Source organism: Streptomyces sp. NPDC059909, assembly GCF_042730885.1.
In the GTDB taxonomy this organism is placed as follows: domain Bacteria; phylum Actinomycetota; class Actinomycetes; order Streptomycetales; family Streptomycetaceae; genus Streptomyces.
In genome coordinates this window covers 35,177-57,134 of record NZ_JBHWKX010000025.1, presented here as the reverse complement: position 1 = coordinate 57,134, position 21,958 = coordinate 35,177, and the positions used below count along the sequence as shown (strand labels likewise).

The following is a 21,958-nucleotide window of genomic DNA, read 5'->3' as shown; positions in this document are numbered from 1 at the left end:
CTCAACCGAAAGGTTGATCGCGGGGCCATCCGCGGCGCGATGTGCGCGGGGCGCGGCGGGCCGCACGCTGGTCGGCATGTTCGTGGCATGGAGAGACCTGAGATTCGCCAAGGGGCGGTTCACGCTCATGGGCAGTGTGATCGTGCTGATCACGCTGCTCGTCGGGTTGTTGTCCGGGCTGACGGCCGGGCTGGCGCGGGAGAACGTCTCGGCCGTCACCGGGTTGCCCGCCGACCGTCTGGCCTTCGGTGCGCCGCCGTCGGGCCGGTCGGTGTCCTTCACCGACTCGTCCGTCCCGGAGAGCGCGTGGCGGGCCTGGGCGCGGTGGCCGGGCGTGGCATCCGCCGAGCCGGTCGGCATCCGCACGCTCAACGCCACGGCGGGGGACCGCACGGCGGCGGTATCGGCCTTCGGCGTCGCACCGGACTCCGGGATCGCGCCGGGGAAGGCCGGGCCGGGGCAGGTCGTGCTCTCCGCCCGGGCCGCTGAGGAACTCGGTGCGGCTGCCGGTGACTCCGTACGGATCGGGCCGCTCGACGCCGCCGTGGCCGCCGTCGCCGGTGACGCCTCGTACAGCCACACCCCTGTCGTGTGGCTCTCCCTCGACGACTGGCAAAGGCTCGGGCACACGGGTACGAGCCCTGAGGATCGGGCCACCGTCATCGCGCTGCGCACGGACGGCAGCGTGGACGACGCCGGACTCGCGGCGGGCGACGAGGCCGCGGGGACCCGGACCCTGACCGTGGACGAGGCGCTGGGCGCCATCGGGTCCTACCAGGCGGAGAACGGTTCGCTGCAGCTGATGCGCGGCTTCCTCTTCGCCATCTCCGCCCTCGTCATCGGCGCCTTCTTCACCGTCTGGACGATCCAGCGGAGCGCCGACGTCGCCGTGCTGAAGGCGCTCGGCGCCGCCACCCCGTATCTGCTGAAGGACGCCCTCGGGCAGGCGGTGCTGATGCTGGGCGCGGGCACGCTGCTCGGGACCGCTCTCGCTGCCGGGATCGGAGCGCTGATCGGCGGCGGGGACGTGCCGTTCGTGCTGGAGCCGCTGACCGTCCTCGTGCCGGCCGCCGTGATGATCGTCCTCGGGGTCCTCGGCGCCGCCCTGTCCATCCGGCGGATCACCGCCGTCGACCCCCTCACCGCGCTGGGGAGCGCCCGATGACACTGCTGCTCGACCATGTCACCCTCACCTACCCGGACGGCGACGGGCGGCTGACCGCGCTCGACACGGTCTCCCTGGAGGTCACCGCCGGCTCGCTCACGGCCGTCGTCGGACCCTCGGGCTCGGGCAAGTCCAGCCTGCTCGCGGTGGCGGCGACCCTGGTCACGCCGGACTCCGGGCGGGTGGCCGTGGCCGGTACGGACACGGGCGGGCTGAGCCGGGGCGAGAAGTCCGCGCTGCGCCGCGAGCGGATCGGGATCGTCTTCCAGCAGCCCAGTCTGCTGCCCTCGCTGACCGCTCTGGAGCAGCTCCAGGTGATGGCCCATCTGTCGGGGCGCCGTGCCCGTGAGGTACGGGACCGGGCGCGCGAGCTGCTCGCGGCGGTCGGACTCGACGGCGAGACGCACCGCCGCCCGCACCAGCTCTCCGGGGGACAGCGTCAGCGTGTCAACATCGCCCGCGCGCTGATGAACGAGCCCTCGGTGCTGCTGGTCGACGAGCCGACGAGCGCGCTCGACCACGAGCGGGGCGCGGCGGTGCTCGACCTGCTGGCCGGGCTCACCCGGGAGCGGGGGACGGCGACGGTGCTGGTCACGCACGACCGGGCGCACTTGGGGCGGGCGGACCGGGTGGTGACGATGCTCGACGGGACGCTGTGCTGACAGGCCGGGTGCGGGCCCGGACCCGTACCCCTCAGACCTGCGGAGCCGATGTGTTCGCCAGGGCTTCGGAGAGCTCCTTCGCCACCGTCTGGAGGATCGGGACGATCTTCTCCGTCGCCGCCTCGGTCACGCGGCCGGCCGGGCCCGAGATCGAGATCGCCGCGGCCGTCGGGGAGTTGGGCACCGGGACCGCGAGGCAGCGGACACCGATCTCCTGCTCGTTGTCGTCCACCGCGTAGCCGGCGTGGCGGACCTGCTCCAGGGCGTCGAGGAAGCCCTCGGGAGTGGTGATCGTCTTCTCGGTGGCGGCCGGCATGCCGGTGCGGGCGAGCAGGGCCCGTACCTCCTCCGGCGGGGTGTGCGCGAGGAGTGCCTTGCCCACGCCCGTGGAGTGCGGCAGGACCCGGCGGCCGACCTCGGTGAACATGCGCATCGAGTGCTTCGACGGCACCTGCGCCACGTAGACGATCTCGTCGCCGTCGAGCAGCGCCATGTTCGCCGTCTCGCCGGTCTCCTCGACCAGCCGGGCCAGGTACGGGCGGGCCCAGGTGCCGACCAGCCGGGACGCGGACTCGCCGAGGCGGATCAGCCGGGGCCCGAGGGCGTAGCGCCGGTTCGACTGCTGGCGCACGTAGCCGCAGGCGACCAGGGTGCGCATCAGGCGGTGGATGGTGGGCAGCGGGAGCCCGCTGCTCGCGGAGAGTTCGCTCAGCCCGACCTCGCCGCCGGCGTCGGCCATCCGCTCGAGCAGATCGAAGGCGCGCTCGAGGGACTGGACGCCACCGCTGTTCGCGGCGGGCTTGGCGGCGTCGGTGGTCACCGAGGCGCTGGCGCTGGACGTCGGCACGTCAACGGTCCTTTCAGGCGGGCGGGCAAGTTGTCAGCCTACCGGGCGGCCTCGCGGGGCACATCGCTCCGGTCGGGGCGTCTTGGCCGGTCAGGGCGCGGTTGTCCAGGTGTTTGCGGACACCTTCGATGGTCTCGCCTCGTTCTCCCTGTGCATAGCCACCTTCTGTCCATCGAAATCTTAATTCCACTTTGTGGAAAAGTCTAAGCGCGACCCCTGGCCGCGAGGTGAACACGAGTGGGTCTTGACTGGCCCGGGTTCGGGGTGAAGACTCCTTCAACAGTTCGTTGAATTTCGCTGTACGGAAGTGAGGGGCAGGGTGTCCGACACGGACGTGAACCTGGTACTGCGCTCGACCCGGGTCATCACCCCCGAGGGGACGCGCGCCGCATCCGTCGCCGTCGCCGCCGGAAAGATCGCGGCCGTACTGCCGTACGACGCCGAGGTGCCCGCCGGGGCCCGGCTCGAGGACGTCGGTGACGACGTCGTCCTCCCCGGCCTCGTCGACACCCATGTCCATGTGAACGACCCCGGCCGCACCGAGTGGGAGGGCTTCTGGACCGCCACCCGCGCGGCGGCGGCCGGCGGCATCACCACGCTGCTCGACATGCCCCTCAACTCGCTCCCGCCGACGACCACGGTCGACAACCTCCGCACCAAGCAGGAGGTGGCCAGGCCGAAGGCGCACGTGGACACCGGCTTCTGGGGCGGTGCGATCCCGGACAACGCCAAGGATCTGCGTCCCCTGTACGACGCCGGCGTCTTCGGCTTCAAGTGCTTCCTGTCCCCGTCGGGCGTCGAGGAGTTCCCCGAGCTCGACCAGGAGCAGCTCGCCCGCTCCATGGCCGAGATCGCCGGCTTCGGCGGCCTGCTGATCGTGCACGCCGAGGACCCGCACCATCTGGCGGCCGCGCCCCAGCGGTCCGGCCCGAAGTACGCCGACTTCCTCGCGTCCCGCCCGCGCGACGCGGAGAACACCGCGATCGAGAACCTCATCGCCCAGGCCAGGCGGCTGGACGCCCGCGTCCATGTACTGCACCTGTCGTCCAGCGACGCACTGCCCCTGATCGCGGCGGCGAAGGCGGAGGGCGTGAAGATCACCGTCGAGTCCTGCCCGCACTTCCTCACCCTCACCGCCGAGGAGGTCCCGGACGGGGCGACCGAGTTCAAGTGCTGTCCGCCGATCCGTGAGGCGGAGAACCAGGACGCCCTGTGGCAGGGCCTCGCCGACGGGACGATCGACTGCGTCGTCTCCGACCACTCACCCTGCACCACCGACCTCAAGACGCCCGACTTCGCGTCCGCCTGGGGCGGCATCTCCTCGCTCCAGCTGGGCCTCCCGGCCATCTGGACCGAGGCGCGCAGGCGCGGGCACACCCTGGAGGACGTCGTCCGCTGGATGTCGTCCGCGCCGGCGCAGCTCGCGGGCCTGACCCGGAAGGGGGCCATCGAGGCCGGCCGCGACGCCGACTTCGCGGTCCTCGCCCCCGACGAGACGTTCACCGTCGACCCCGCCGAGCTCCACCACCGCAACCAGGTCACGGCCTACGCCGGAAAGACCCTGCACGGCGTCGTGAGGTCGACATGGCTGCGCGGCACGCGGATCGTGGAGAACGGCACCCTCGCCGAGCCGACCGGCCGGCTGCTCGAAAGGAACAACTGAAACCGTGGCGATACCGTCCTTCACCGGCAACGCGAACCCGTACGGCGGCGGCGACCCGTACGCCGACTACCGCACCGCGGACTTCCCGTTCGCCGGTTACGCCAACCTCGCCGACCGGAGGCTCGGCGCGGGTGTGATCGCCGCGAACGACGAGTTCTTCGCCCAGCGCGAGAACCTGCTGGTCCCCGAGGCCGCCGAGTTCGACCCCGAGCACTTCGGCCACAAGGGCAAGATCATGGACGGCTGGGAGACCCGCCGCCGCCGTGGTGTCTCGGCCGAGCACCCGTGGCCGACGGCCGACGACCACGACTGGGCGCTGATCCGTCTCGGCGCCCCCGGCGTGATTCGCGGCATCGTCGTCGACACCGCCCACTTCCGCGGCAACATGCCGCAGGCCGTGTCCATCGAGGGAACCTCCGTCGAAGGCGCCCCCACGCCGGAGGAGTTGCTCTCCGACGGTGTGAAGTGGACGACCCTCGTCCCGCGCACCCCGGTCGGCGGCCACGCGGCCAACGGCTTCGAGGTCTCCGCCGAGCAGCGCTTCACGCACCTGCGCGTCAACCAGCACCCCGACGGCGGCATCGCCCGGCTGCGGGTGTACGGCGAGGTCGTCCCGGACCCGAAGTGGCTCGCCACGCTCGGCACCTTCGACGTGGTGGCCCTGGAGAACGGCGGCTCGGTCCGGGACGCGTCCAACCGCTTCTACTCGCCGCCCACCAACACCATCAACCCGGGCCGCTCCCGCAAGATGGACGACGGCTGGGAGACCGCCCGCCGCCGGGACCAGGGCAACGACTGGATCCGCTACCAGCTGGTCGCCGAGTCCGCGATCCGCGCCGTCGAGATCGACACCGCCTACCTCAAGGGCAACTCGGCGGGCTGGGCCTCCCTGTCCATCAGGACCGGCGAGGACGGCGAGTGGACCGAGTTCCTGCCGCGCACCCGCCTGCAGCCCGACACGAACCACCGCTTCGTGCTGGACACCCCGGCGGTCGGTACGCACGTCCGCATCGACATCTTCCCGGACGGCGGCTTCTCCCGCCTCCGTCTCTTCGGCTCCCTCACGGAGCAGGGCGAGGCGGCCCTGACCGCCCGCCACCGGGAGCTGGGCGGCTGACGACACCCTCCCCCACAGCCTTCGGCGTGGGAGGGGCCCCACCCGTGGGGCGCACCGGAACGACAGCACCGGTGCGCCCCACGCACCTTTGTCAGGCCGCGTGGCCGCCGTCCACCGAGAACTCGGCCCCGGTGATGTAGGCCGCCTCGTCGCCCGCGAGGTAGGCGACCATCGACGCCACCTCGTCCGGAACGCCGAAGCGGCCGAGGGCGGTGAGCGCGCTCTGGGCCCCGGCGTACGGGCCGTCCGCCGGGTTCAGGTCCGTGTCGACCGGTCCGGGGTGGACGATGTTCGCGGTGATGCCACGCCCGCCCAGATCCCGTGCCAGGGCCTTGGTCAGGCCGATCAGCGCGGACTTGCTCATGGCGTAGAGCGTGCCGCCGGGGCCCGGCACGCGCTGCGTCATGCACGTACCGATGGTGATGATCCGCCCGCCGCGCTCCATGCGCGCGGCCGCCGCCTGCGAGGCGAGGAAGACACCGCGCACGTTGATGCCGAGTACGCGGTCGACATCCGCGGGGGACAGCGACTCCAGCGGGCCGAGCAGGCCCACGCCCGCGTTGTTGACCAGCACATCGAGCCGCCCGAGCTCCGCCGCGGCGCGCTCCACCGCGTCCGCGGCCTCGATGGCGTCCCCCGCATCGGCCCGGAGGGCGAGGCCGCGCCGCCCGGCCGCCTCGATCCCGCGCACGACCTCGTCGGCCGCCTCCTTCCCCTGCACGTACGTGATCGCGACATCCGCCCCGCCGGCCGCGAGCCGGAGCGCGGTCGCCGCGCCGATCCCGCGGCTGCCGCCGGTCACCAGTGCCACCTTGCCGTTCATCGAAGCCTCCAACATCCGCATAAGTGGTTGCGGCTTCAATGACAGCCGTCCGGCCACCCGCATGCTGGCGGCGATCGGACATGGCGATGAGTTCCGTGCTCCCCTGGGGTCAGAGCTCATGACACATGCACCGACGGCACCGAAGGGCATCCGCCATGGGAAAGCTCAGCCTCACCCAGTTCCTGACACTCGACGGCGTCTGCCAGGCGCCCGGCGGACCGGACGAGGACACCAGCGACGGGTTCGACCTGGGCGGCTGGACCGTGCCGTACTGGGACGAGGACTTCGGCCGGTTCATCACCGAGGTCTTCGACCGGCCCGCCGCCTTTCTGCTCGGCCGCCGCACCTACGAGATCTTCGCCGGCTACTGGCCCGGGATGACCGACCCCGCCGACCCGGTCGCCTCGAAGCTCAACTCACTGCCGAAGTACGTCGCGTCGACCACGCTCGGCAAGGCCGACTGGGCGGGAACCACCATCCTCGGCGGCGACGTGGTCAAGGAGGTCACCGCGCTGAAGGAGCGCACGGACGGTGAGCTGCAGATGCACGGCAGCGGCGGCCTCGCCCGGTCCCTGATGGCGCACGACCTGATCGACACGCTCCATCTGCTCGTCTTCCCCGTCGTCCTCGGCAGGGGCCGCCGCCTGTTCGCCGACGGCGCCGAGCCCACCGCGTTCCGGCACGCCGACGCCAGGACCACCGGCGCGGGGGTCGCCATCCACACGTACGAACTGGCGGGGCGGCCCGAGTACGGAACGTACGAGACGGACTGAAACATGTAGCACTCACGGGCCTGCCCCGGTACGTTGATCGCTCCGCGTGCGAGCCGCCGAAGTCTCCACCCCGTCCGAGCTGCTGGAGACCAGGCCCGTGTCGTCGTACGCCGTATCCGCGTCCGCACCCGCCCTCGCGCCACGCCGCATGTGGCTCACCGATCTGCCGGTGCTGCTGGTCGCCGTCGTCTGGGGCGCGAGCTATCTCGCCGCCAAGGGCATCACCACGGCGCACACGGTCGTCGCCGTCCTGGTGCTTCGCTTCGCGGTCGTGCTGCCGGTGCTGGCCGTGGCCGCGCGGCGCGATCTTCGCCGGCTCACGGCGGGCCAGTGGCGCGGTGCCGGGCTGCTGGGGCTCGTCCTGAGCGGGATCTTCCTGCTGGAGACGTACGGCGTCGTCCACACCTCGGCCACCAACGCCGGGCTCATCATCAGCCTCACCATGATCTTCACCCCGCTCGCGGAGTCGGCGGTGACCAGGACCCGGCCTCCCCGGTCCTTCCTGGCCGCCGCCGCGCTCTCCGTCGTGGGCGTGGTGCTGCTCACCCAGGGCGGGGGCTTCACCGCCCCGTCGGCCGGCGATCTGCTGATGCTGCTCGCCGCCGCCGCCCGTACCGTCCACGTGCTGGCCATGTCCCGGATCAGGGCCGTCCGGTCCGCCGGCTCCCTGTCGCTGACCACGGTCCAACTGGGCAGCGCGGTCCTGGTCTTCGCGGTCCTTTCCGCCGCCCCGGGGACCGGGGCCGCGCCGTGGGCAGTGGCCGCGGACTTCGGACCGCGCGAGTGGGCCGGGCTGCTGTTCCTCTCCGTCTTCTGCACGCTCTTCGCCTTCTTCGTGCTTCTCTGCACTTCACCCTCACGAGTAGGATCAGCGCTCTCATGGGGAGAGCGATGCGAACACCAGGCCGGGGCAGCGAGGGGCAGAAGTACGCTCTGACCCCAGACGAGGACGACCCCGACTTCTGGGGCTTTTCTCACGAGGCCGAGGGGTTGTTCACGCCCCTTCAGGAAGAAGAGGGAGCACGCCGAGTGCACCTCGTAGGTTGCCTGCCGCAGGGCGGCCTGTTGAACAGCCTGGACCACGTTGGCAGTCGTCGCGCCCTGGTAGGGAATGCCTGGATCGAGATCCTCGACGCCGAGGGCGCCACCATGGGGTCCTACTTCGTTAACGACGTCACTGTCGTTGACGTCCGGCCCTCCGCCCGCGGAGCCGGCCTCGTAGACGTCACGGTGACTCTCTGGTGTGATCAAGCCCTGCCTGGAGCAGGCGAGATATGGGACCTGATCCGCACGGGTCGCCTGAACCGCACGGGCATGTGGCAGGTTCTCGATCCCGTGGATAGGCACGCCTGGTTGTCGGTCGCGCTCTGGTCGCGGGAGTACCAGCGTCGGGGGAAGCTCGACGCTCCCGCAGGTCAGGTCTTCACCCTGGACGGCCGACACTGCGTCGATGTGGACAGCTTCTACTGCGCGCTCGGTGAAGCCATCAATGGACCCGGTGGATACTTCGGATGGAATCTGGATGCTCTCGTCGACTGCTCGAGAGGCGGCTGGGGTGCAACCTCCCCGTTCACCCTGCAGTGGCAGCACTCGGCTGTGGCCAGGGCACGGCTGGCGGAACTCAGGGCCACCGGCGAAGGCGAGGCACCCCAGTTCGACCTGCTCCTGGAGATCTTCCAGGAGCAGGGCATTCAAGTCATCCTGCAGTGATTGCTTGTCGCTTCAACTGGTGGCCTTGGAAGGCCAGTCGCCACGCGTGATGGGGAGTTTCAGTCTCCTTCGGAACGGGGTCGGGGCAGGCCGAGGTCGACGGCTGGCCTGCGCGTGAGGCGGGCTGCTTCAGCTTGCTTGGCGCGCAGGAACGTCAGCGTCATGTCGATGCCGTCGATCTCGCCCAGCCACTGCTCTTCCTCGGCACGCTTGCGGCGGACCAGGAGATCCTTTTCAAGCTCCGCGAGTCGGGACAGCATCTTGGGATTGACCTGGAGCATGGGGCAGCGGATGCAGGCGTGTTCGTGCTGGCAGGGGGTGCCGTAGGGGCGAGCGCAGTTGCCCAGCTCGACCTTGCGCTTGTCGAAGTGCTCCTCGAACTCAGCCCACTCCTCCGGGGTGACCTGGCCGTACTCGCCCTGCGGCCGCAGGGATCGGCGATGGTTGAGGAACTCCTGGTAGTGGCGGACGATGTCCTCCGCGAAGACGGCGACATATCCCTGAGTCGTCTGGAGATTCAGGTGTCCGAGCAGGGCGGCTCCGATGTGGATGGGCAGCCCGCCGTTGACGATCTCGGTGGCGAAGAGACGGCGGAAGTCGTGGGGTGTGAACTTCGATCCGGCGAAAGCCTCGTTGGTCCGGCCGATCTCTTCGCAGGTGCGGGCGAGCATGTTGAGCACAGTGCCGGGAGCGAGGACTGTCCGGACGGTGCCGTTCTGCCGTTGGAAGAGGAACGGCATCGGTTCTGACCAGGTCTTTTCGTGACTGTCGTAGCGGGAGACGAGCGGGATGGCGAGCCCGTCGCGAGTGTGCCGGCGGATGACCTGGGCGACGGCGTGAAAGAGGTCGGCGGACATGGGGATGACGCGTTCGCGTTCGCTCTTGGACGGGGCGACGATGAGGAGGGCGATCACCTCTCCGTTGGGTCGCTGGTACTGGCGAATGCTCAGGTGGGTGAGCTCGCTGAGCTCCTCGATCCTGACGCCGCTGTGGCGCAGCACCTCGACCGCGGCCCACTCCCAGAAGGCCGCGTCCTCGGCGAGCGTCACATTGATGAGCTCTCCGGTGGCGGTGTCGACGACCCGGACGGTCAGGCTCAGGCCCACCTTGGCCCGGCGCTGGTCTTCTCGGGATTGAGAGCGCCGGTAGTGCCGTCCGGCGTGCACGAACTCGCCTCCCAGGGGGACCTGGCTGCCGGCCTCGAGCAGGCCGGCAAGCCGCTCATGGCGTGCTTCGAGGTGCTGGACCAGGACGGGCAGTAGGGGCTGACGGGTCCGGGTGCGGTCGGCCATGCGCCGGTTGATCTCGCGGCGCCGTTTGCCGAACCCGGTGAAGTCGCGGGGCAGGATCGGGCACGGGGCCACCCACTGGCCCCATCGCTCGGGCTCCTCGACGGCCCAGCTGTGCAGGTCGACGTAGAGACCGCGGACCGCGAGGAGGATGGACGCCGTGTCCTTGCGGATCTTGGTTTTGTCTCTGGTCCAGTACTGCAGGTCGGCCCGCCACTGGTCGTAGACGTGCTGGCTGAGCGCGAGGTCGGCCTGGTCGGGATTGATCTCCTCGATCTTGGCCCAGAAGAGCCCGGCCAGGTTGCGGGCCAGTGCCTCCGCGGTGATGTAGTCGGTGTCCGCCCGACGACGGGTGAGGTAGTCGATCAGCAGTTGTCGGACGCCCTGGTGCTTGATGCCGTAGCGGTCGACGAGCTCCTCGACGGTGTACTGGCCGTTGTAGATGAACGTCCGCAGTGTCGGAGCGGTGCCCGGCGGGAAGTGCCCCATCTTGTGGAGGATCTCCCAGGTGCCGAGAGCCGCGAATCGCGTCTTCTTGTTGATCGTGTTGTTCGCCCCGTAGGTCAGCCCGAGGCGTCGGTTCTCCAGTGAGTAGTGCAGCAGGGCCGATGGCGTCAGGTGCTCTATGGCGATGCCCTGTGTGGTCAGTGCACAGGTCAGATCGAACTTGGCGCGGATGCGGTGTCGGGGGTCGAGCCGGGGCTCGGCATCCACGGCGGCGAAGTAGGCGTCCAGTTGGGGGTCGTTCTGCAGTTCGCGGAAGGCTTCTCCGTACTCGACGAACTTGTTCGCGCGGAAGCCCGACAGGGAGGGCTGGATGACACGGCTGCAGAACGCCCACTTCACGGCCGAGATCAGGTCGCTGCGGTCGCGGCCGTCAGGACGGCCCAGGATGTTGACCGAGGGGGCCTGTTCGTCGTTGAAGCCGCTGGCTTCCCAGCGTTCCTGCCAAGTGGTGCCGGGCAGCGACTCCAGGTGGCCGAAGAGCATACGGATGCCGCGTCGGCGCTTCTCGCCCAGGGAGCGGGTTCTGCCGTTCAAGGTCTCCGAGGACAGCCGGCAGAGCTCGGTGATCGGGGCCTTGGACAGGTCGCCGAGCGGGGCCGGCGGGTTCTCGGGCCTGGGCGCCGGGGCGGCCTTGAGGTGGGCGCTGGCGAACCGGGTCGGATGTGGGGCCTCGGCCTCGCGCACGATGGTTCGCCGGTTGCGGCTGGTGTAGGTGTCGGCGAGGGTTCCTCGGCTAACCACCGAACACCGCCTTGAAGTCGTCGGGGTCGTAGCCGGGTGCGAAGCTCCGCTCGACGCGAGGCCGGTTGTAGTGCTGCTGCAGGGCGTCGAAGAGATCTTCGACCCGGGAGTTGAGGTAGCGGCCGGTGGTGGCCAGGTCGGAGTGCCGCATGATCGCCCGTACCTCGGCCAGAGTGAGGCTGGGGTCGTTGGCCATGCGCTTCGCGGCCGTGTGACGCAGGTCGTGGAGTGTCCAGTTGGTGGCGAGCTTGTCGTTGGCGCGCTGGACGATGCGGCGCATCGCCCAGTAGCTCAGCGGCTTGTCCGGACCTCGGCGGGTCCGCAGCACCGGCTCGTGGGCGGGTGGCAGGCCGACCTCGTCCAGGTAGGCGGCAAGCACAGCCAGAGCCTGCGGGCTGGCGGGCACGGGTTCGCGTTCCGTTGTGCCCTTGGACACCACGTAGATCGTCTGGCGGGGCCAGTCGATGTCTCCCGGCGTGACCCCCAGCAGTTCACTGGCTCGCGAGCCGCTGGAGACGTAGAGCAGGACGGCGGCCCGGTCTCGGTCGTGCGTCATGGCGTTGAAGAACTCGTCCCACATCACATCGGGGATGGCGCGCGGATCGGTCTGCGGGACCCGCTGCCGCAGTCGGGCGCGGCGGAACGTCGGGACTGGCTCCGTCGGGTTGCCATGGGCCAGAGCCCGCCTGCGGGCGAGCGACTCGGGAACTGGATTGACCAGCGGACCACGGTTGTGGTGCCGGTGGAAGGCGTAAAAGCTGCTGACGACGGTGAGCGCGTGGTTGATTGTGGACGGGGCGTATCCGGCCTTGAGGTACTGCTTGCCGGTCCGCGGGTTCACCGAGCCAGGTGGAGGGGTGGCCGGATTGCTCCGCCGCCGCTGAGGGTTGGCCGCGACGCGCAGCCAGCCGACCAGGGCGGCCACCTCGGCTTGGGTGGCCCGGTCCCACGGCACCGAGAGCAGCCACAGCAGCCGGAACCAGCGAAGCAGATCGTAGGCGTAGCTGCGGCACGTCAGCGGACTGTTGTCATCGAGGGCGAGCTCCCGCAGGTACGGCATGACGGGCTCGACCACTTCACCGGACGCGTCAACGACGGCGTACGGCGGATGGAGGGTGGTGAGCTCGATTACCGAGCCCAGGCGGGGGACATCGGCTCGTCCCTCGATCAGCTGGCGGTGAAGATCCTGAGACAAGAAGGACTCCTTGGAGAGACAGCGTGTCGCCCCGTCCAACGAGCCAAACAAGGTGCAGTTAACACAGCAGATGTGGGCGGTCCGCCGCACCTCCCCCTCCCGCGTCAGCCTCCTCCTCGGCACCGAACCCCTGTGGGCCGCCGCGGCCGGCATCCTCGTCGCCCACGAACACCTCGGCGTGCCGGGCCTCGTGGGTGCGGCTCTCGTGCTCGCGGGAACGTGGTGGGGGCGCCGGGCGGCGGACCGGACGACCGACGGCTGACCCGTGCGCGAGGCGTGCGGACTACTCCTCGCGCAGGCCCCACGGTGAGCCGTACTCCTTGAGGAGGTCGAGGAACGGCCCGGGGGCGAAGGCCTCCGGTCCCAGGACCCCCGCGCCCGTCCACGCGCCGTTCGCCACGAGCTCCAGGGCGACGACGGGATTGACGGCCGTCTGCCAGACCACGGCCTGGGACCCGTACTCCTTCATGGACCACTCGTTGTCGACCACGTGGTACAGGTACACCTCGCGCGGCCGGCCGTCCCTGAGCCCCTTGACCCACGTGCCCGCGCAGGTCTTGCCACGCATCCGGTCGCCGAGCGTGGCCGGGTCGGGCAGACACGCCGCGACGACGTCACGGGGCGAAACCTGCACCGGCCCCTCGGGCCCGGGCACCGTGACGGGTGCCGTCCGGTCCAGGCCCACCTGATGCAGGACCCGCAGCGTGTTGATGAAGTCCCCACCGAGGCCGTACTTGAAGGTGACGCGGCCGGCGTCGACCCAGCGGGGGATCAGCAGGACCTCCTCGTGCTCGACGTTGACGCACTCGACCGGTCCGATGCCCTCCGGGAAGTCGAAGACCTCCGGCTCGGTGAAGGGCGGCGTCGTGAACCAGCCGCGGTCCTTCTCGTAGACCACCGGCGGGTTGAGGCACTCCTCGATCGTGGTCCAGATGTTGAACGAGGGCGCGAAGTCGTAGCCGTCCACGGTCAGGTCGGCACCGTCGCGGACCCCGATCTCCTCGATGGAGTCGAAGAGTTCGTCGGCGGCGTACCGGGCGAACACATCCGACAGTCCGGGCTCCAGGCCCATTCCGACGAGCGCCAGCCTGCCCGACTTCTCCCAGTCGTCCGCCAGCAGGAACTGCTCGTCCCCGAGCTTGACCCCGCACTCCTCGTACGGACGCTCCGCATGCGGCCGCGACAGGGACATCGCCATGTCCAGGTAGTGGGCACCGGCGGCGAGCGCCGCGCGGAAGAGCGGCATGACGAAGCGTGGATCGGTCGCGTTGACCAGGACGTCACAACGCTCCCGTACGAGCAGGTCCGTGACCGCCGACTCGTCCGAGGCGTCGATCCGGGCGGCGGCGAACCGGCCCTCCCGCTGGGGGCCGGCGCCCGCCCCGGCCGTGGCGAGGTCCGCGACAGCCGCCTCGGCACGCGACGCGTCGTGGTCGGCGACGACCATCCGCTCGAAGAAGCCACGGCGGGCGGCGATCCGGGTGATCGCCGTCCCCACCCCACCGGCGCCGATCAGCAAAATCCGCACAACCAGGTCCTTTCCCTCAGCCCGAGGTCTACCCGAGGCGGCGCCCCGTGCCTCGATGAAACGCGGGGGCCGTTGATAGGGTCAATGGCGTTGGCATAAGCGCGCCCGGGGCGCGAGGGGTGCGGAGGGCAGGACGGGCCGATGCCGAAACAGGTGGTGCCGGAACACCGGCGGCGACGCCGCCGCCCCACCAAACAGGGCGTGGTGATCTCGGAAGAGCTGATCGTGGCGACCGCGCTGCGGATGCTGCGTGAGCACGGCAGCGCGGGACTCACCGCGCGGCGGCTGGGCGCCGCCCTGGGGGCCGACCCCAGCACGCTGTACCGCTACTTCCGCGGGATGGACGAGCTGACTCTGGCTGTGGGCGACGAACTGATCGGCCGTGCCCTGCGGGGCTGGTCCCCCACGGACGACTGGCAGGCGGACCTGCGTGAGCTGGGCCTGCGCATCCACGGTGCCTATCTCGCGCATCCGCAGGCGGCCGTGCTGACGGCGAGCCGGGTCTCCGGGCGCGCCCATGAGATCGAGGCGGACGAGATCATCCTCGGCGTCCTGCACCGAGCGGGCTTTCCCACCCCCGCGGCCGTGCGGATCTACCACTGCTTCATCGACCAGACACTGGCGTTCGCCGCGCTGGACGCGGCCGCGCTCGCGCTGCCCGAGGAGGCCCGCCGGGCGGACGAGTCCGTATGGCAGGCCACCTACGCCCGGCTGCCGGCCGACACGCATCCCCACATCGCGCCGGCGGCCCCGTACCTCACGGCGGAGATGAACGTCAGCGCCTATCCGGCGGCGCTCGGCATGCTCATCGGCAGTGCCGCCGCACAGCTCGCGGACGGCTGACCGGGACCGCCGACCGGAACGGCGGGCGCTGCGGGCCGGGGCGGCGCGGGATTCGTGCTGAAGGACACCCCACCCGCCGGCATCGTCGCGGCCGTGCGCCGTGTCGCGGCCGGGGACCCGGTGCTGTCCCCGGCCGTCACCCGCCGGCTGATGACCCGGTTCGCGGCCACCGAACCGACGACCGCCCCGGGCGGGCGCGCGCGCCCGCATCGACGGTCTGGCCGAGCGCCAGCGCGAGGTCGCGGTCGGCCGCGGCCACTCCAACGCGGAGATCGCGTCCGCGCTCTGCATGAGCGTGCCGACCGTGAAGACCCACGTCTCCCGGGTCCTGGCGAAGTTCGGCCTCAACAACCGCGTCCAGATCGCCCTCCTGGTCCACGACGCGGGCCTGCTCGACGAGGACGCGGCGCCGTAGGGCGCCGCCTGCGGGGGGCCACGCGGCGGAGCCGCATATCGGACACTGCCCCCACCCCGCCCCTTCCCGAACTGCGGGCAAGCCTGCGGGGCTCCGCCCCGGACCCTGCCCCGACGCCCTGCGGGCGCGGGGCGCATTTCCAGCCGGTCCGGCGTTTGAGGACGGGCACCCCGGCCCGCCCACCCGCCGGCGCCGGGCACACCACCGGACGCTCACATGATCCGCCGCGCAGGCTTACGCTGGGCCGATGGCCGTCATCGATCTGGGGGAGTACGGGCCGGAGTTCACCGCCGATCCGTACCCGTTCTACGCCAAGCTCCGTGCCACCGGCCCCGTCCACGAGGTGGTCACCCCGTACGGCGACCGCATGTGGCTCGTCGTCGGCCACGAGGAGGCCCGCTCCGCGCTCGCCGATCCGCGGTTGTCGAAGTCGCCGGGGACGCTGGGGCTGGTCATGCTCGACGAGCAGGTCATCGGGCCGCATCTGCTGGTCCTGGACCCGCCGGACCACACGAGGCTCCGCAAGCTCGTCGCCCGCGAGTTCACCATGCGCAGGGTCGAGTCGCTGCGCCCCCGCGTCCAGCAGATCGCCGACGAGCTGATCGACACGATGCTCCCGGCCGGACGCGCCGATCTCGTCGACGCGTTCGCCTTTCCGCTGCCGATCACCGTCATCTGCGAACTCCTCGGGGTCCCGGCCGCCGACCGCGGCCGCTTCCGCGCCTGGTCCACCGAAGTCGTCGCCCCGACCAGCGCGGAGACCGAGCGCACCGCCGTCCATGAACTGGCCGCGTATCTGGACGAGCTCATCGAGGACAAGCGGTGCTCCCGCCCCGCCGACGACCTGCTGTCGGCGCTGCTGCGCACACTCCCCCACAGCCCTGCGGGCATGGGAGGTACCCCCGTCGAGGACGGCGACCGGCTCTCCGCGGCCGAACTGCGCGCCATGGCCTATCTGCTGCTCATCGCCGGCCATGAGACCACCGTCAATCTCCTCTCCAACGGGGTACGGGCCCTGCTCACCCACCCGGCCCAACTGGCCGCGCTCCGTGCCGACTTCGGGCTCCTCGACGGCGCGGTCGAGGAGATGCTGCGCTACGACGGCCCGGTCGAGACCGCGACCGTGCGCTTCACCCGCGAGGCGGTCTCCTACGGGGACGCGGTCATCCCGGCAGGCCAGGCGGTGCTCGTCGCCCTCGCCGCCGCCGACCGTGACCCGGACCGCTTCCCCGAGCCGGACCGCTTCGACATCCGCGGCGAGAACCGGGGGCATCTCGCCTTCGGGCACGGCATGCACTACTGCCTGGGGGCGCCGCTGGCGCGGCTGGAGGCGGGTATCGCGATCCGGACGCTGCTGGAGCGCTGCCCGGACCTCGCTCTCGATCCCGAGGGCGGGCCACTGGACTGGCTGCCGGGCATGCTCATCCGCGGCGTACGCCACCTGCCCGTCAGCTGGTGACGCCCCGCCGCGGCGCGCGCTCCCAGCTCTACAGCCCCGGGATCTCCTCGATCCGTACGAGTCTGCGCTCCCGCCGGGACAGTTCGCAGGCCTCCGCCACGCGCAGCGCCTCCAGCGCCTCGCGGCCGTCGCACGGGTTGGCCAGTTCACCCGCGGCGACCTGGATGAAGGCGTCCAGCTCGGCCTCGTACGCCGGGGCGAAGCGCTCCAGGAAACCGGGCCAGGGCTTGTCGCACGGGGGCGGGCCCTGCGGTTCGGTGGAGGTGATCGGCGTACGGTCGTCGAGGCCGACGGCGACCGTGTCGGACTCGCCGCACAGCTCCATGCGCACGTCGTAGCCCGCGCCGTTGCAGCGCGTCGCCGTCGCGGAGGCCAGCGTCCCGTCGTCCAGCGTGAGCACCGCCGCCGCGGTGTCGACGTCGCCCGCCTCCCGGAACATGGCGGGCCCCGCGTCCGAGCCGGTGGCGTACACCTCGACGATCTCGCGGCCCGTGATCCAGCGCAGGATGTCGAAGTCATGGACCAGACAGTCGCGGTAGAGACCGCCGGACAGCGGCAGATAGGCGGCGGGCGGCGGAGCCGGGTCCGCGGTGATGGACCGTACGGTGTGGAGCCGGCCGAGGCGGCCGGAGCGCACCAGCTCCCGTGCCACGCCGTACCCCGCGTCGAAGCGGCGCATGAAGCCGAGCTGGAGGACGGTGCCCGCGCTGTCGACCTCGCGCAGGGCGCCCAGGGTCCCGGGCAGGTCGAGGGCGATCGGCTTCTCGCAGAAGGCGGGCAGCCCGGCGCGGGCGGCCCGGCCGATCAGGTCGGCGTGTGCGGCGGTGGCGGAGGCGATGACGACGGCGTCGACGCCCCAGGTGAAGACCTCGTCGACGGAGGGTGCCGCGGTGGCGCCGATACGGTCGGCGACCTCGCGCGACCGCTGGGCGTCGGTGTCCGCGACCACCAGGGAGCCGACCTCGCGGTGGCGGCTGAGGACGCCCGCGTGAAAGGCGCCGATTCGTCCGGTTCCGATGAGTCCGATGCGCATGGCCCCAAGGTGGAGTCCGCCCCACGGCCATGTCAAGCATTTGTCCTGACAATCGGACGCCACAACTTCCGGTCAACAGGGCCCTGCGACTACGCTCGCAGCGTGCCCAAGCAGCCCAGAGACACGACGAGAGACACGCCGGACGCCACCGTTTCGCTCCAGCTCGGCGTGGACCGCACCAGCCCGGTCCCGCTGTACTTCCAGCTCTCCCAGCAGCTGGAGGCGGCCATCGAGCAGGGCACGCTCACCCCGGGCAGCCTGCTCGGCAACGAGATCGAGCTGGCCGGCCGGCTCGGCCTGTCCCGGCCCACCGTCCGGCAGGCCATCCAGTCGCTCGTCGACAAAGGGCTGCTGGTGCGCCGCCGGGGCGTGGGCACCCAGGTCGTGCACAGCCAGGTCAAGCGGCCGCTCGAGCTGAGCAGCCTCTACGACGACCTGGAGGCCGCGGGCCAGCGCCCGGCCACCCGCGTGCTGCGGAACGCCGTCGAGCCCGCGACCGCGGAGGTCGCCGCCGCGCTCGGGGTGCCGGAGGGCGGCGACGTCCACCTGGTCGAGCGGCTGCGGTACGCGCACGGCGAGCCGATGGCGCATCTGCGCAACCATCTGCCCGCCGGACTGCTGCCCCTGGACGACGAGCAACTGGAATCCACCGGGCTGTACCGGATGATGCGGGCCGCGGGCATCACGCTGCACAGCGCCCGGCAGTCGGTCGGTGCGCGCGCCGCCACCGCCGACGAGGCCGAGCAGCTGGGCGAGGAGCCGGGCGCGCCGCTGCTGACCATGCAGCGCACCACCTTCGACGACACCGGGCGGGCCGTCGAGTTCGGATCGCACGTCTACCGGGCGTCGCGGTACGCCTTCGAGTTCCAGCTCCTCGTGCGGCCGTAGGGCCGCGGCGAGGGTCGCTGCGAGCTTCCGCGTAAGAATGTTCGGACAAAGTATTGACGGGGTCGCGCCGCCAACGTAAAAACTCACCCAGCCGCAATCGGGCGGCCGGGAGAGAAGGCGGACCCACCATGCGTACACCCCGCACGGCAGCAGTCCTGCTCGCCGCACTCGCACTCGCCGTGACCGGATGCAGCAGCTCCGGCGGCAAGGACTCCGAGGAGAAGCCCGAGAGCGGGGGAGGCGGCGGCAAGCCCGCCACGACCGAGCGGCTGAAGATCGCCATGGTGACCCACTCCGGCGAGGGCGACACCTTCTGGGACATCGTCCAGCGCGGCGCCAAGGACGCGGCGGCCAAGGACAACGTGGAGTTCCTCTACGCCGCGAACAAGGAGGGCAAGGAGCAGGCCCAGCTCGTCCAGACGTACATCGACCAGGAGGTCGACGGCATCGTCGTCACCCTCGCCAAGCCCGAGGCCGTCAAGGACGTCGTCAAGAAGGCGGTCGCGGCCGGGATACCCGTCGTCACCATCAACTCCGGCGGACAGTTCTCGGCCGAGGTCGGCGCGCTCAGCCATATCGGCCAGGACGAGTCGGTGGCCGGCGAGGCCGTCGGCGAGGAGCTCAACAAGCGCGGGAAGAAGAAGGCGGTCTGCGTCATCCACGAGCAGGGCAACGTCTCGCTCGAGGACCGCTGCGCGGGCGTGAAGAAGACCTTCGAGGGCACCGTCGAGAACCTCAACGTCGAAGGCACCAACATGCCCGCCACCACCTCCTCCATCGAGGCGAAGCTGCAGAGCGCCAAGGACATCGACGCGATCGTGACGCTCGGCGCCCCGTTCGCCGCCGCATCCGTCCAGGCCAGGCAGGGTGCCGGCTCCGCGGCGGAGATCAACACCTTCGACCTCAACGCCGAGGTCGTCAAGCGCCTCAAGGCCAAGGAGGTCGGCTTCGCCGTCGACCAGCAGCCCTACCTCCAGGGCTACCTCGCCGTCGACGAGCTGTGGCTCAACAGGACCAACGGCAACGTCATCGGCGGCGGCAAGCCGGTGCTCACGGGACCCGCCCTGGTGACCGAGAAGGACGTACCCGCCCTCGAGAAGCTCACCGACGCCGGCACCCGGTGACCTGCGTCATGACGTACCCGCCGATCGGTCCCGCGGTCGCGCTCAGGGATACTTACCCCGGAGTTCAACAAGCGGAGCAAGAGGGGCACGGCGTCGTGGCAAGGGTTCGGACAGGAGTACGTGCGATCGGCGCGGTGCTGGCGGCGGTGCTCGGCGCCTCCCTCGCGGGGTGCAGCGCGACCGGCGGCAAGCGCGCCGAGGACGCCAGTAAGGCGGCGGCCGCCGAGGGCCGCGCCGCCGTCACCACGCCCCGCTGGACCTTCGCCATGGTCACCCACTCCGGCGCGGGCGACACCTTCTGGGACATCGTCCAGGCGGGTGCGAAGCAGGCCGCCGCCAAGGACAACATCAACTTCCTGTACGCCAACAGCGACGAGGGCCAGCAGCAGGCCCAGCTCGTCGACTCGTACATCGACAAGAAGGTCGACGGGCTCATCGTCACGCTCGCCAAGCCCGACGCGATGAAGGCCGTCGTCGCCAAGGCCACCCGGGCCGGCATCCCGGTGATCACCGTGAACTCCGGCAGCGAGCAGTCCAAGGCCTTCGGCGCGCTCACCCACATCGGCCAGGACGAGACCGTCGCCGGCGAGGCCGTCGGCGACGAACTCGACAAGCGCGGCCGCAAGAAGGCCCTGTGCGTGCTGCACGAGCAGGGCAACGTCGGCCACGAGCAGCGCTGCGCCGGAGCGAAGAAGACCTTCGACGGGACGATGGAGAACCTGTACGTCGACGGCACCAACATGCCCGATGTCCAGGCGTCCATCGAGGCGAAGCTCCAGACCGACAGGTCCATCGACGCGGTCGTCACCCTCGGCGCGCCCTTCGCGGACGCCGCCGTCCAGGCCAGGCAGAGCGCGGAGAGCAAGGCCGAGGTCGACACCTTCGACCTGAACGCCAAGGTGGCCGGGTCGCTGCGGGCCGGGAAGCTCGGCTTCGCCGTCGACCAGCAGCCGTATCTCCAGGGCTACGAGGCCGTCGATCTGCTGTGGCTGTACCGCTACAACGCCGATGAGCTCGGCGGCGGGCGGCCCGTCCTCACCGGACCGCAGATCATCACCGAGAAGGACGCCGCCGAACTGCAGGACTTCACGGAGCGGGGGACCCGATGACCGCGACCGCACCAGCCGCGCACGACAAGAGGGACGGGACCGACGAACGGCTGCTGCGCACCTCGCCGCTGAAGAAGGTCCTCGGCCGGCCCGAGCTCGGGTCCGTCGTCGGTGCCGCGGCCGTCTTCGTCTTCTTCTCGATCGTCGCCGACAGCTTCCTGCAGGCGTCCAGCCTCGGCACGGTCCTGTACGCGGCGTCCACGATCGGCATCATGGCCGTCCCGGTCGCCCTGCTGATGATCGGCGGCGAGTTCGACCTCTCCGCCGGTGTGCTGGTGACCAGCTCCGCGCTGATCTCCTCGATGTTCAGCTACCAGATGACGGCGAACGTCTGGGTCGGCGTCCTGGTGTCCCTGCTGGTGACGCTCGCCATCGGCGCCTTCAACGGCGTGATGCTGACACGGACGAAGCTGCCGAGCTTCATCATCACGCTCGGCACGTTCCTGATGCTCACCGGCCTCAATCTGGGCTTCACCAAGCTGATCAGCGGCACGGTGTCGACCAAGACCATCGCCGACATGGAGGGCTTCGGGGCCGCCAAGGCCCTCTTCGCCTCGCAGCTCACGATCGGCGACGTCGATCTCAAGGTGACCATCCTGTGGTGGATCGGGCTCGTCGCCCTCGCCACGTGGATCCTGCTGCGCACCCGCTTCGGCAACTGGATCTTCGCGGCGGGCGGCGGTGCCGACGCCGCCCGCGCGGTCGGTGTGCCGGTGGCCAGGACCAAGATCGGCCTGTACATGGGCGTGGCGTTCTGCGCCTGGATCTCGGGACAGCACCTGCTGTTCTCGTTCGACGTCGTCCAGTCCGGCGAGGGCGTCGGCAACGAGCTGATCTACATCATCGCGGCCGTCATCGGCGGCTGCCTGATCACCGGCGGCTACGGCTCGGCGATCGGGTCCGCGGTCGGTGCCTTCATCTTCGGCATGACGAGCAAGGGCATCGTGTACGCGGAGTGGAACCCGGACTGGTTCAAGTTCTTCCTCGGAGCGATGCTCCTCCTGGCCACCCTGCTCAACGCATGGGTCCGCAAGCGCGCGGAGGCGACGTCGTGAGCGACGCACGCG

At 70.6% G+C, this 21,958-nt stretch carries 19 protein-coding genes and 2 pseudogenes; 15 read left to right on the top strand and 6 right to left on the bottom strand.

Translation table 11 applies throughout. The annotated features are described in order from the left end of the window. Nucleotides 1–76: 76 nt before the first annotated feature. Nucleotides 77–1,165 (top strand): ABC transporter permease, encoded by a 1,089-nt coding sequence (locus ACFV9O_RS18890; protein WP_385419122.1) that lies wholly within the window; start codon nt 77–79, stop codon nt 1,163–1,165. After that, complete coding sequence (locus ACFV9O_RS18885) at nt 1,162–1,827, top strand: ABC transporter ATP-binding protein (protein WP_385419120.1); 666 nt, start codon at nt 1,162–1,164, stop codon at nt 1,825–1,827. Before ACFV9O_RS18890 ends, ACFV9O_RS18885 begins: the two co-directional genes overlap by 4 nt. A 31-nt stretch (nt 1,828–1,858) precedes the next feature. Here ACFV9O_RS18885 and ACFV9O_RS18880 read toward each other — a convergent pair whose 3' ends face one another. Beyond that, entirely contained in the window at nt 1,859–2,674 is an 816-nt protein-coding gene (locus ACFV9O_RS18880; RefSeq protein WP_385419118.1) for an IclR family transcriptional regulator, read from the bottom strand. Nucleotides 2,675–2,993: 319 nt separating this feature from the next. Between ACFV9O_RS18880 and allB the strand changes: the two genes are divergently transcribed. Continuing rightward, nucleotides 2,994–4,337, top strand: coding sequence for an allantoinase AllB (allB, locus tag ACFV9O_RS18875; RefSeq protein WP_385419115.1), 1,344 nt, complete (start codon nt 2,994–2,996; stop codon nt 4,335–4,337). Nucleotides 4,338–4,341: 4 nt separating this feature from the next. Further along, nucleotides 4,342–5,454, top strand: coding sequence for an allantoicase (gene alc / locus ACFV9O_RS18870; protein WP_385419112.1), 1,113 nt, complete (start codon nt 4,342–4,344; stop codon nt 5,452–5,454). Nucleotides 5,455–5,545: 91 nt separating this feature from the next. Here alc and ACFV9O_RS18865 read toward each other — a convergent pair whose 3' ends face one another. Next, nucleotides 5,546–6,277 (bottom strand): SDR family oxidoreductase, encoded by a 732-nt coding sequence (locus ACFV9O_RS18865; protein ID WP_385419109.1) that lies wholly within the window; start codon nt 6,275–6,277, stop codon nt 5,546–5,548. Nucleotides 6,278–6,432: 155 nt separating this feature from the next. On the opposite strand from ACFV9O_RS18865, the gene ACFV9O_RS18860 reads away from it, so the two are divergent. The 3 genes from ACFV9O_RS18860 to ACFV9O_RS18850 all read left to right on the top strand — a co-directional run bounded on the left by ACFV9O_RS18860 (nt 6,433) and on the right by ACFV9O_RS18850 (nt 8,760). Beyond that, complete coding sequence (locus ACFV9O_RS18860) at nt 6,433–7,050, top strand: dihydrofolate reductase family protein (protein WP_385419107.1); 618 nt, start codon at nt 6,433–6,435, stop codon at nt 7,048–7,050. Between the two features lie 148 nt (nt 7,051–7,198). Further along, complete coding sequence (locus tag ACFV9O_RS18855) at nt 7,199–7,987, top strand: DMT family transporter (protein ID WP_385419222.1); 789 nt, start codon at nt 7,199–7,201, stop codon at nt 7,985–7,987. Beyond that, a complete protein-coding gene (locus ACFV9O_RS18850; protein ID WP_385419106.1) occupies nt 7,942–8,760 on the top strand; it encodes a barstar family protein in 819 nt (272 codons plus the stop codon). The genes ACFV9O_RS18855 and ACFV9O_RS18850 overlap by 46 nt, the downstream gene beginning before the upstream one ends. Nucleotides 8,761–8,819: 59 nt before the next feature. Here ACFV9O_RS18850 and ACFV9O_RS18845 read toward each other — a convergent pair whose 3' ends face one another. Both ACFV9O_RS18845 and ACFV9O_RS18840 read right to left on the bottom strand, forming a co-directional pair. Continuing rightward, entirely contained in the window at nt 8,820–11,297 is a 2,478-nt protein-coding gene (locus ACFV9O_RS18845; protein WP_385419103.1) for a tyrosine-type recombinase/integrase, read from the bottom strand. After that, nucleotides 11,290–12,492, bottom strand: coding sequence for a tyrosine-type recombinase/integrase (locus ACFV9O_RS18840; protein WP_385419101.1), 1,203 nt, complete (start codon nt 12,490–12,492; stop codon nt 11,290–11,292). The genes ACFV9O_RS18845 and ACFV9O_RS18840 overlap by 8 nt, the downstream gene beginning before the upstream one ends. A gap of 67 nt (nt 12,493–12,559) precedes the next feature. Here ACFV9O_RS18840 and ACFV9O_RS18835 point away from each other — a divergent pair. After that, nucleotides 12,560–12,754: pseudogene (locus ACFV9O_RS18835) on the top strand (EamA family transporter); the annotation flags it as partial. Between the two features lie 21 nt (nt 12,755–12,775). Here ACFV9O_RS18835 and ACFV9O_RS18830 read toward each other — a convergent pair. Then, the gene (locus ACFV9O_RS18830) at nt 12,776–14,020 is read right to left on the bottom strand and encodes a saccharopine dehydrogenase C-terminal domain-containing protein (RefSeq protein ID WP_385419098.1); all 1,245 of its coding nucleotides are present in this window, start codon (nt 14,018–14,020) and stop codon (nt 12,776–12,778) included. 141 nt (nt 14,021–14,161) lie between these two features. Between ACFV9O_RS18830 and ACFV9O_RS18825 the strand changes: the two genes are divergently transcribed. The 3 genes and pseudogenes from ACFV9O_RS18825 (at nt 14,162) to ACFV9O_RS18815 (ending at nt 16,737) form a co-directional block, all read left to right on the top strand. After that, entirely contained in the window at nt 14,162–14,863 is a 702-nt protein-coding gene (locus ACFV9O_RS18825; RefSeq protein WP_385419096.1) for a TetR/AcrR family transcriptional regulator, read from the top strand. A 22-nt stretch (nt 14,864–14,885) separates the two neighbouring features. Further along, a pseudogene (locus tag ACFV9O_RS18820) lies at nt 14,886–15,278 on the top strand (LuxR C-terminal-related transcriptional regulator); the annotation flags it as partial. Between the two features lie 247 nt (nt 15,279–15,525). Beyond that, complete coding sequence (locus ACFV9O_RS18815; protein ID WP_385419093.1) at nt 15,526–16,737, top strand: cytochrome P450; 1,212 nt, start codon at nt 15,526–15,528, stop codon at nt 16,735–16,737. A 28-nt stretch (nt 16,738–16,765) separates the two neighbouring features. On the opposite strand, the gene ACFV9O_RS18810 is transcribed toward ACFV9O_RS18815, so the two are convergent. Continuing rightward, nucleotides 16,766–17,770, bottom strand: a complete 1,005-nt coding sequence (locus ACFV9O_RS18810) for a Gfo/Idh/MocA family oxidoreductase (RefSeq protein ID WP_385419091.1) — start codon at nt 17,768–17,770, stop codon at nt 16,766–16,768. Between the two features lie 168 nt (nt 17,771–17,938). Between ACFV9O_RS18810 and ACFV9O_RS18805 the strand changes: the two genes are divergently transcribed. The 4 genes from ACFV9O_RS18805 (at nt 17,939) to ACFV9O_RS18790 (ending at nt 21,946) form a co-directional block, all read left to right on the top strand. Then, on the top strand, nt 17,939–18,658 hold the full coding sequence (locus tag ACFV9O_RS18805; RefSeq protein ID WP_385419220.1) for a GntR family transcriptional regulator: 720 nt from the start codon (nt 17,939–17,941) through the stop codon (nt 18,656–18,658). Nucleotides 18,659–18,786: 128 nt separating this feature from the next. Beyond that, nucleotides 18,787–19,782 (top strand): sugar ABC transporter substrate-binding protein, encoded by a 996-nt coding sequence (locus tag ACFV9O_RS18800; RefSeq protein ID WP_385419088.1) that lies wholly within the window; start codon nt 18,787–18,789, stop codon nt 19,780–19,782. Nucleotides 19,783–19,877: 95 nt separating this feature from the next. Next, nucleotides 19,878–20,891, top strand: coding sequence for a substrate-binding domain-containing protein (locus tag ACFV9O_RS18795; protein WP_385419086.1), 1,014 nt, complete (start codon nt 19,878–19,880; stop codon nt 20,889–20,891). Next, on the top strand, nt 20,888–21,946 hold the full coding sequence (locus ACFV9O_RS18790; RefSeq protein ID WP_385419083.1) for an ABC transporter permease: 1,059 nt from the start codon (nt 20,888–20,890) through the stop codon (nt 21,944–21,946). The genes ACFV9O_RS18795 and ACFV9O_RS18790 overlap by 4 nt, the downstream gene beginning before the upstream one ends. Nucleotides 21,947–21,958 lie beyond the last annotated feature (12 nt).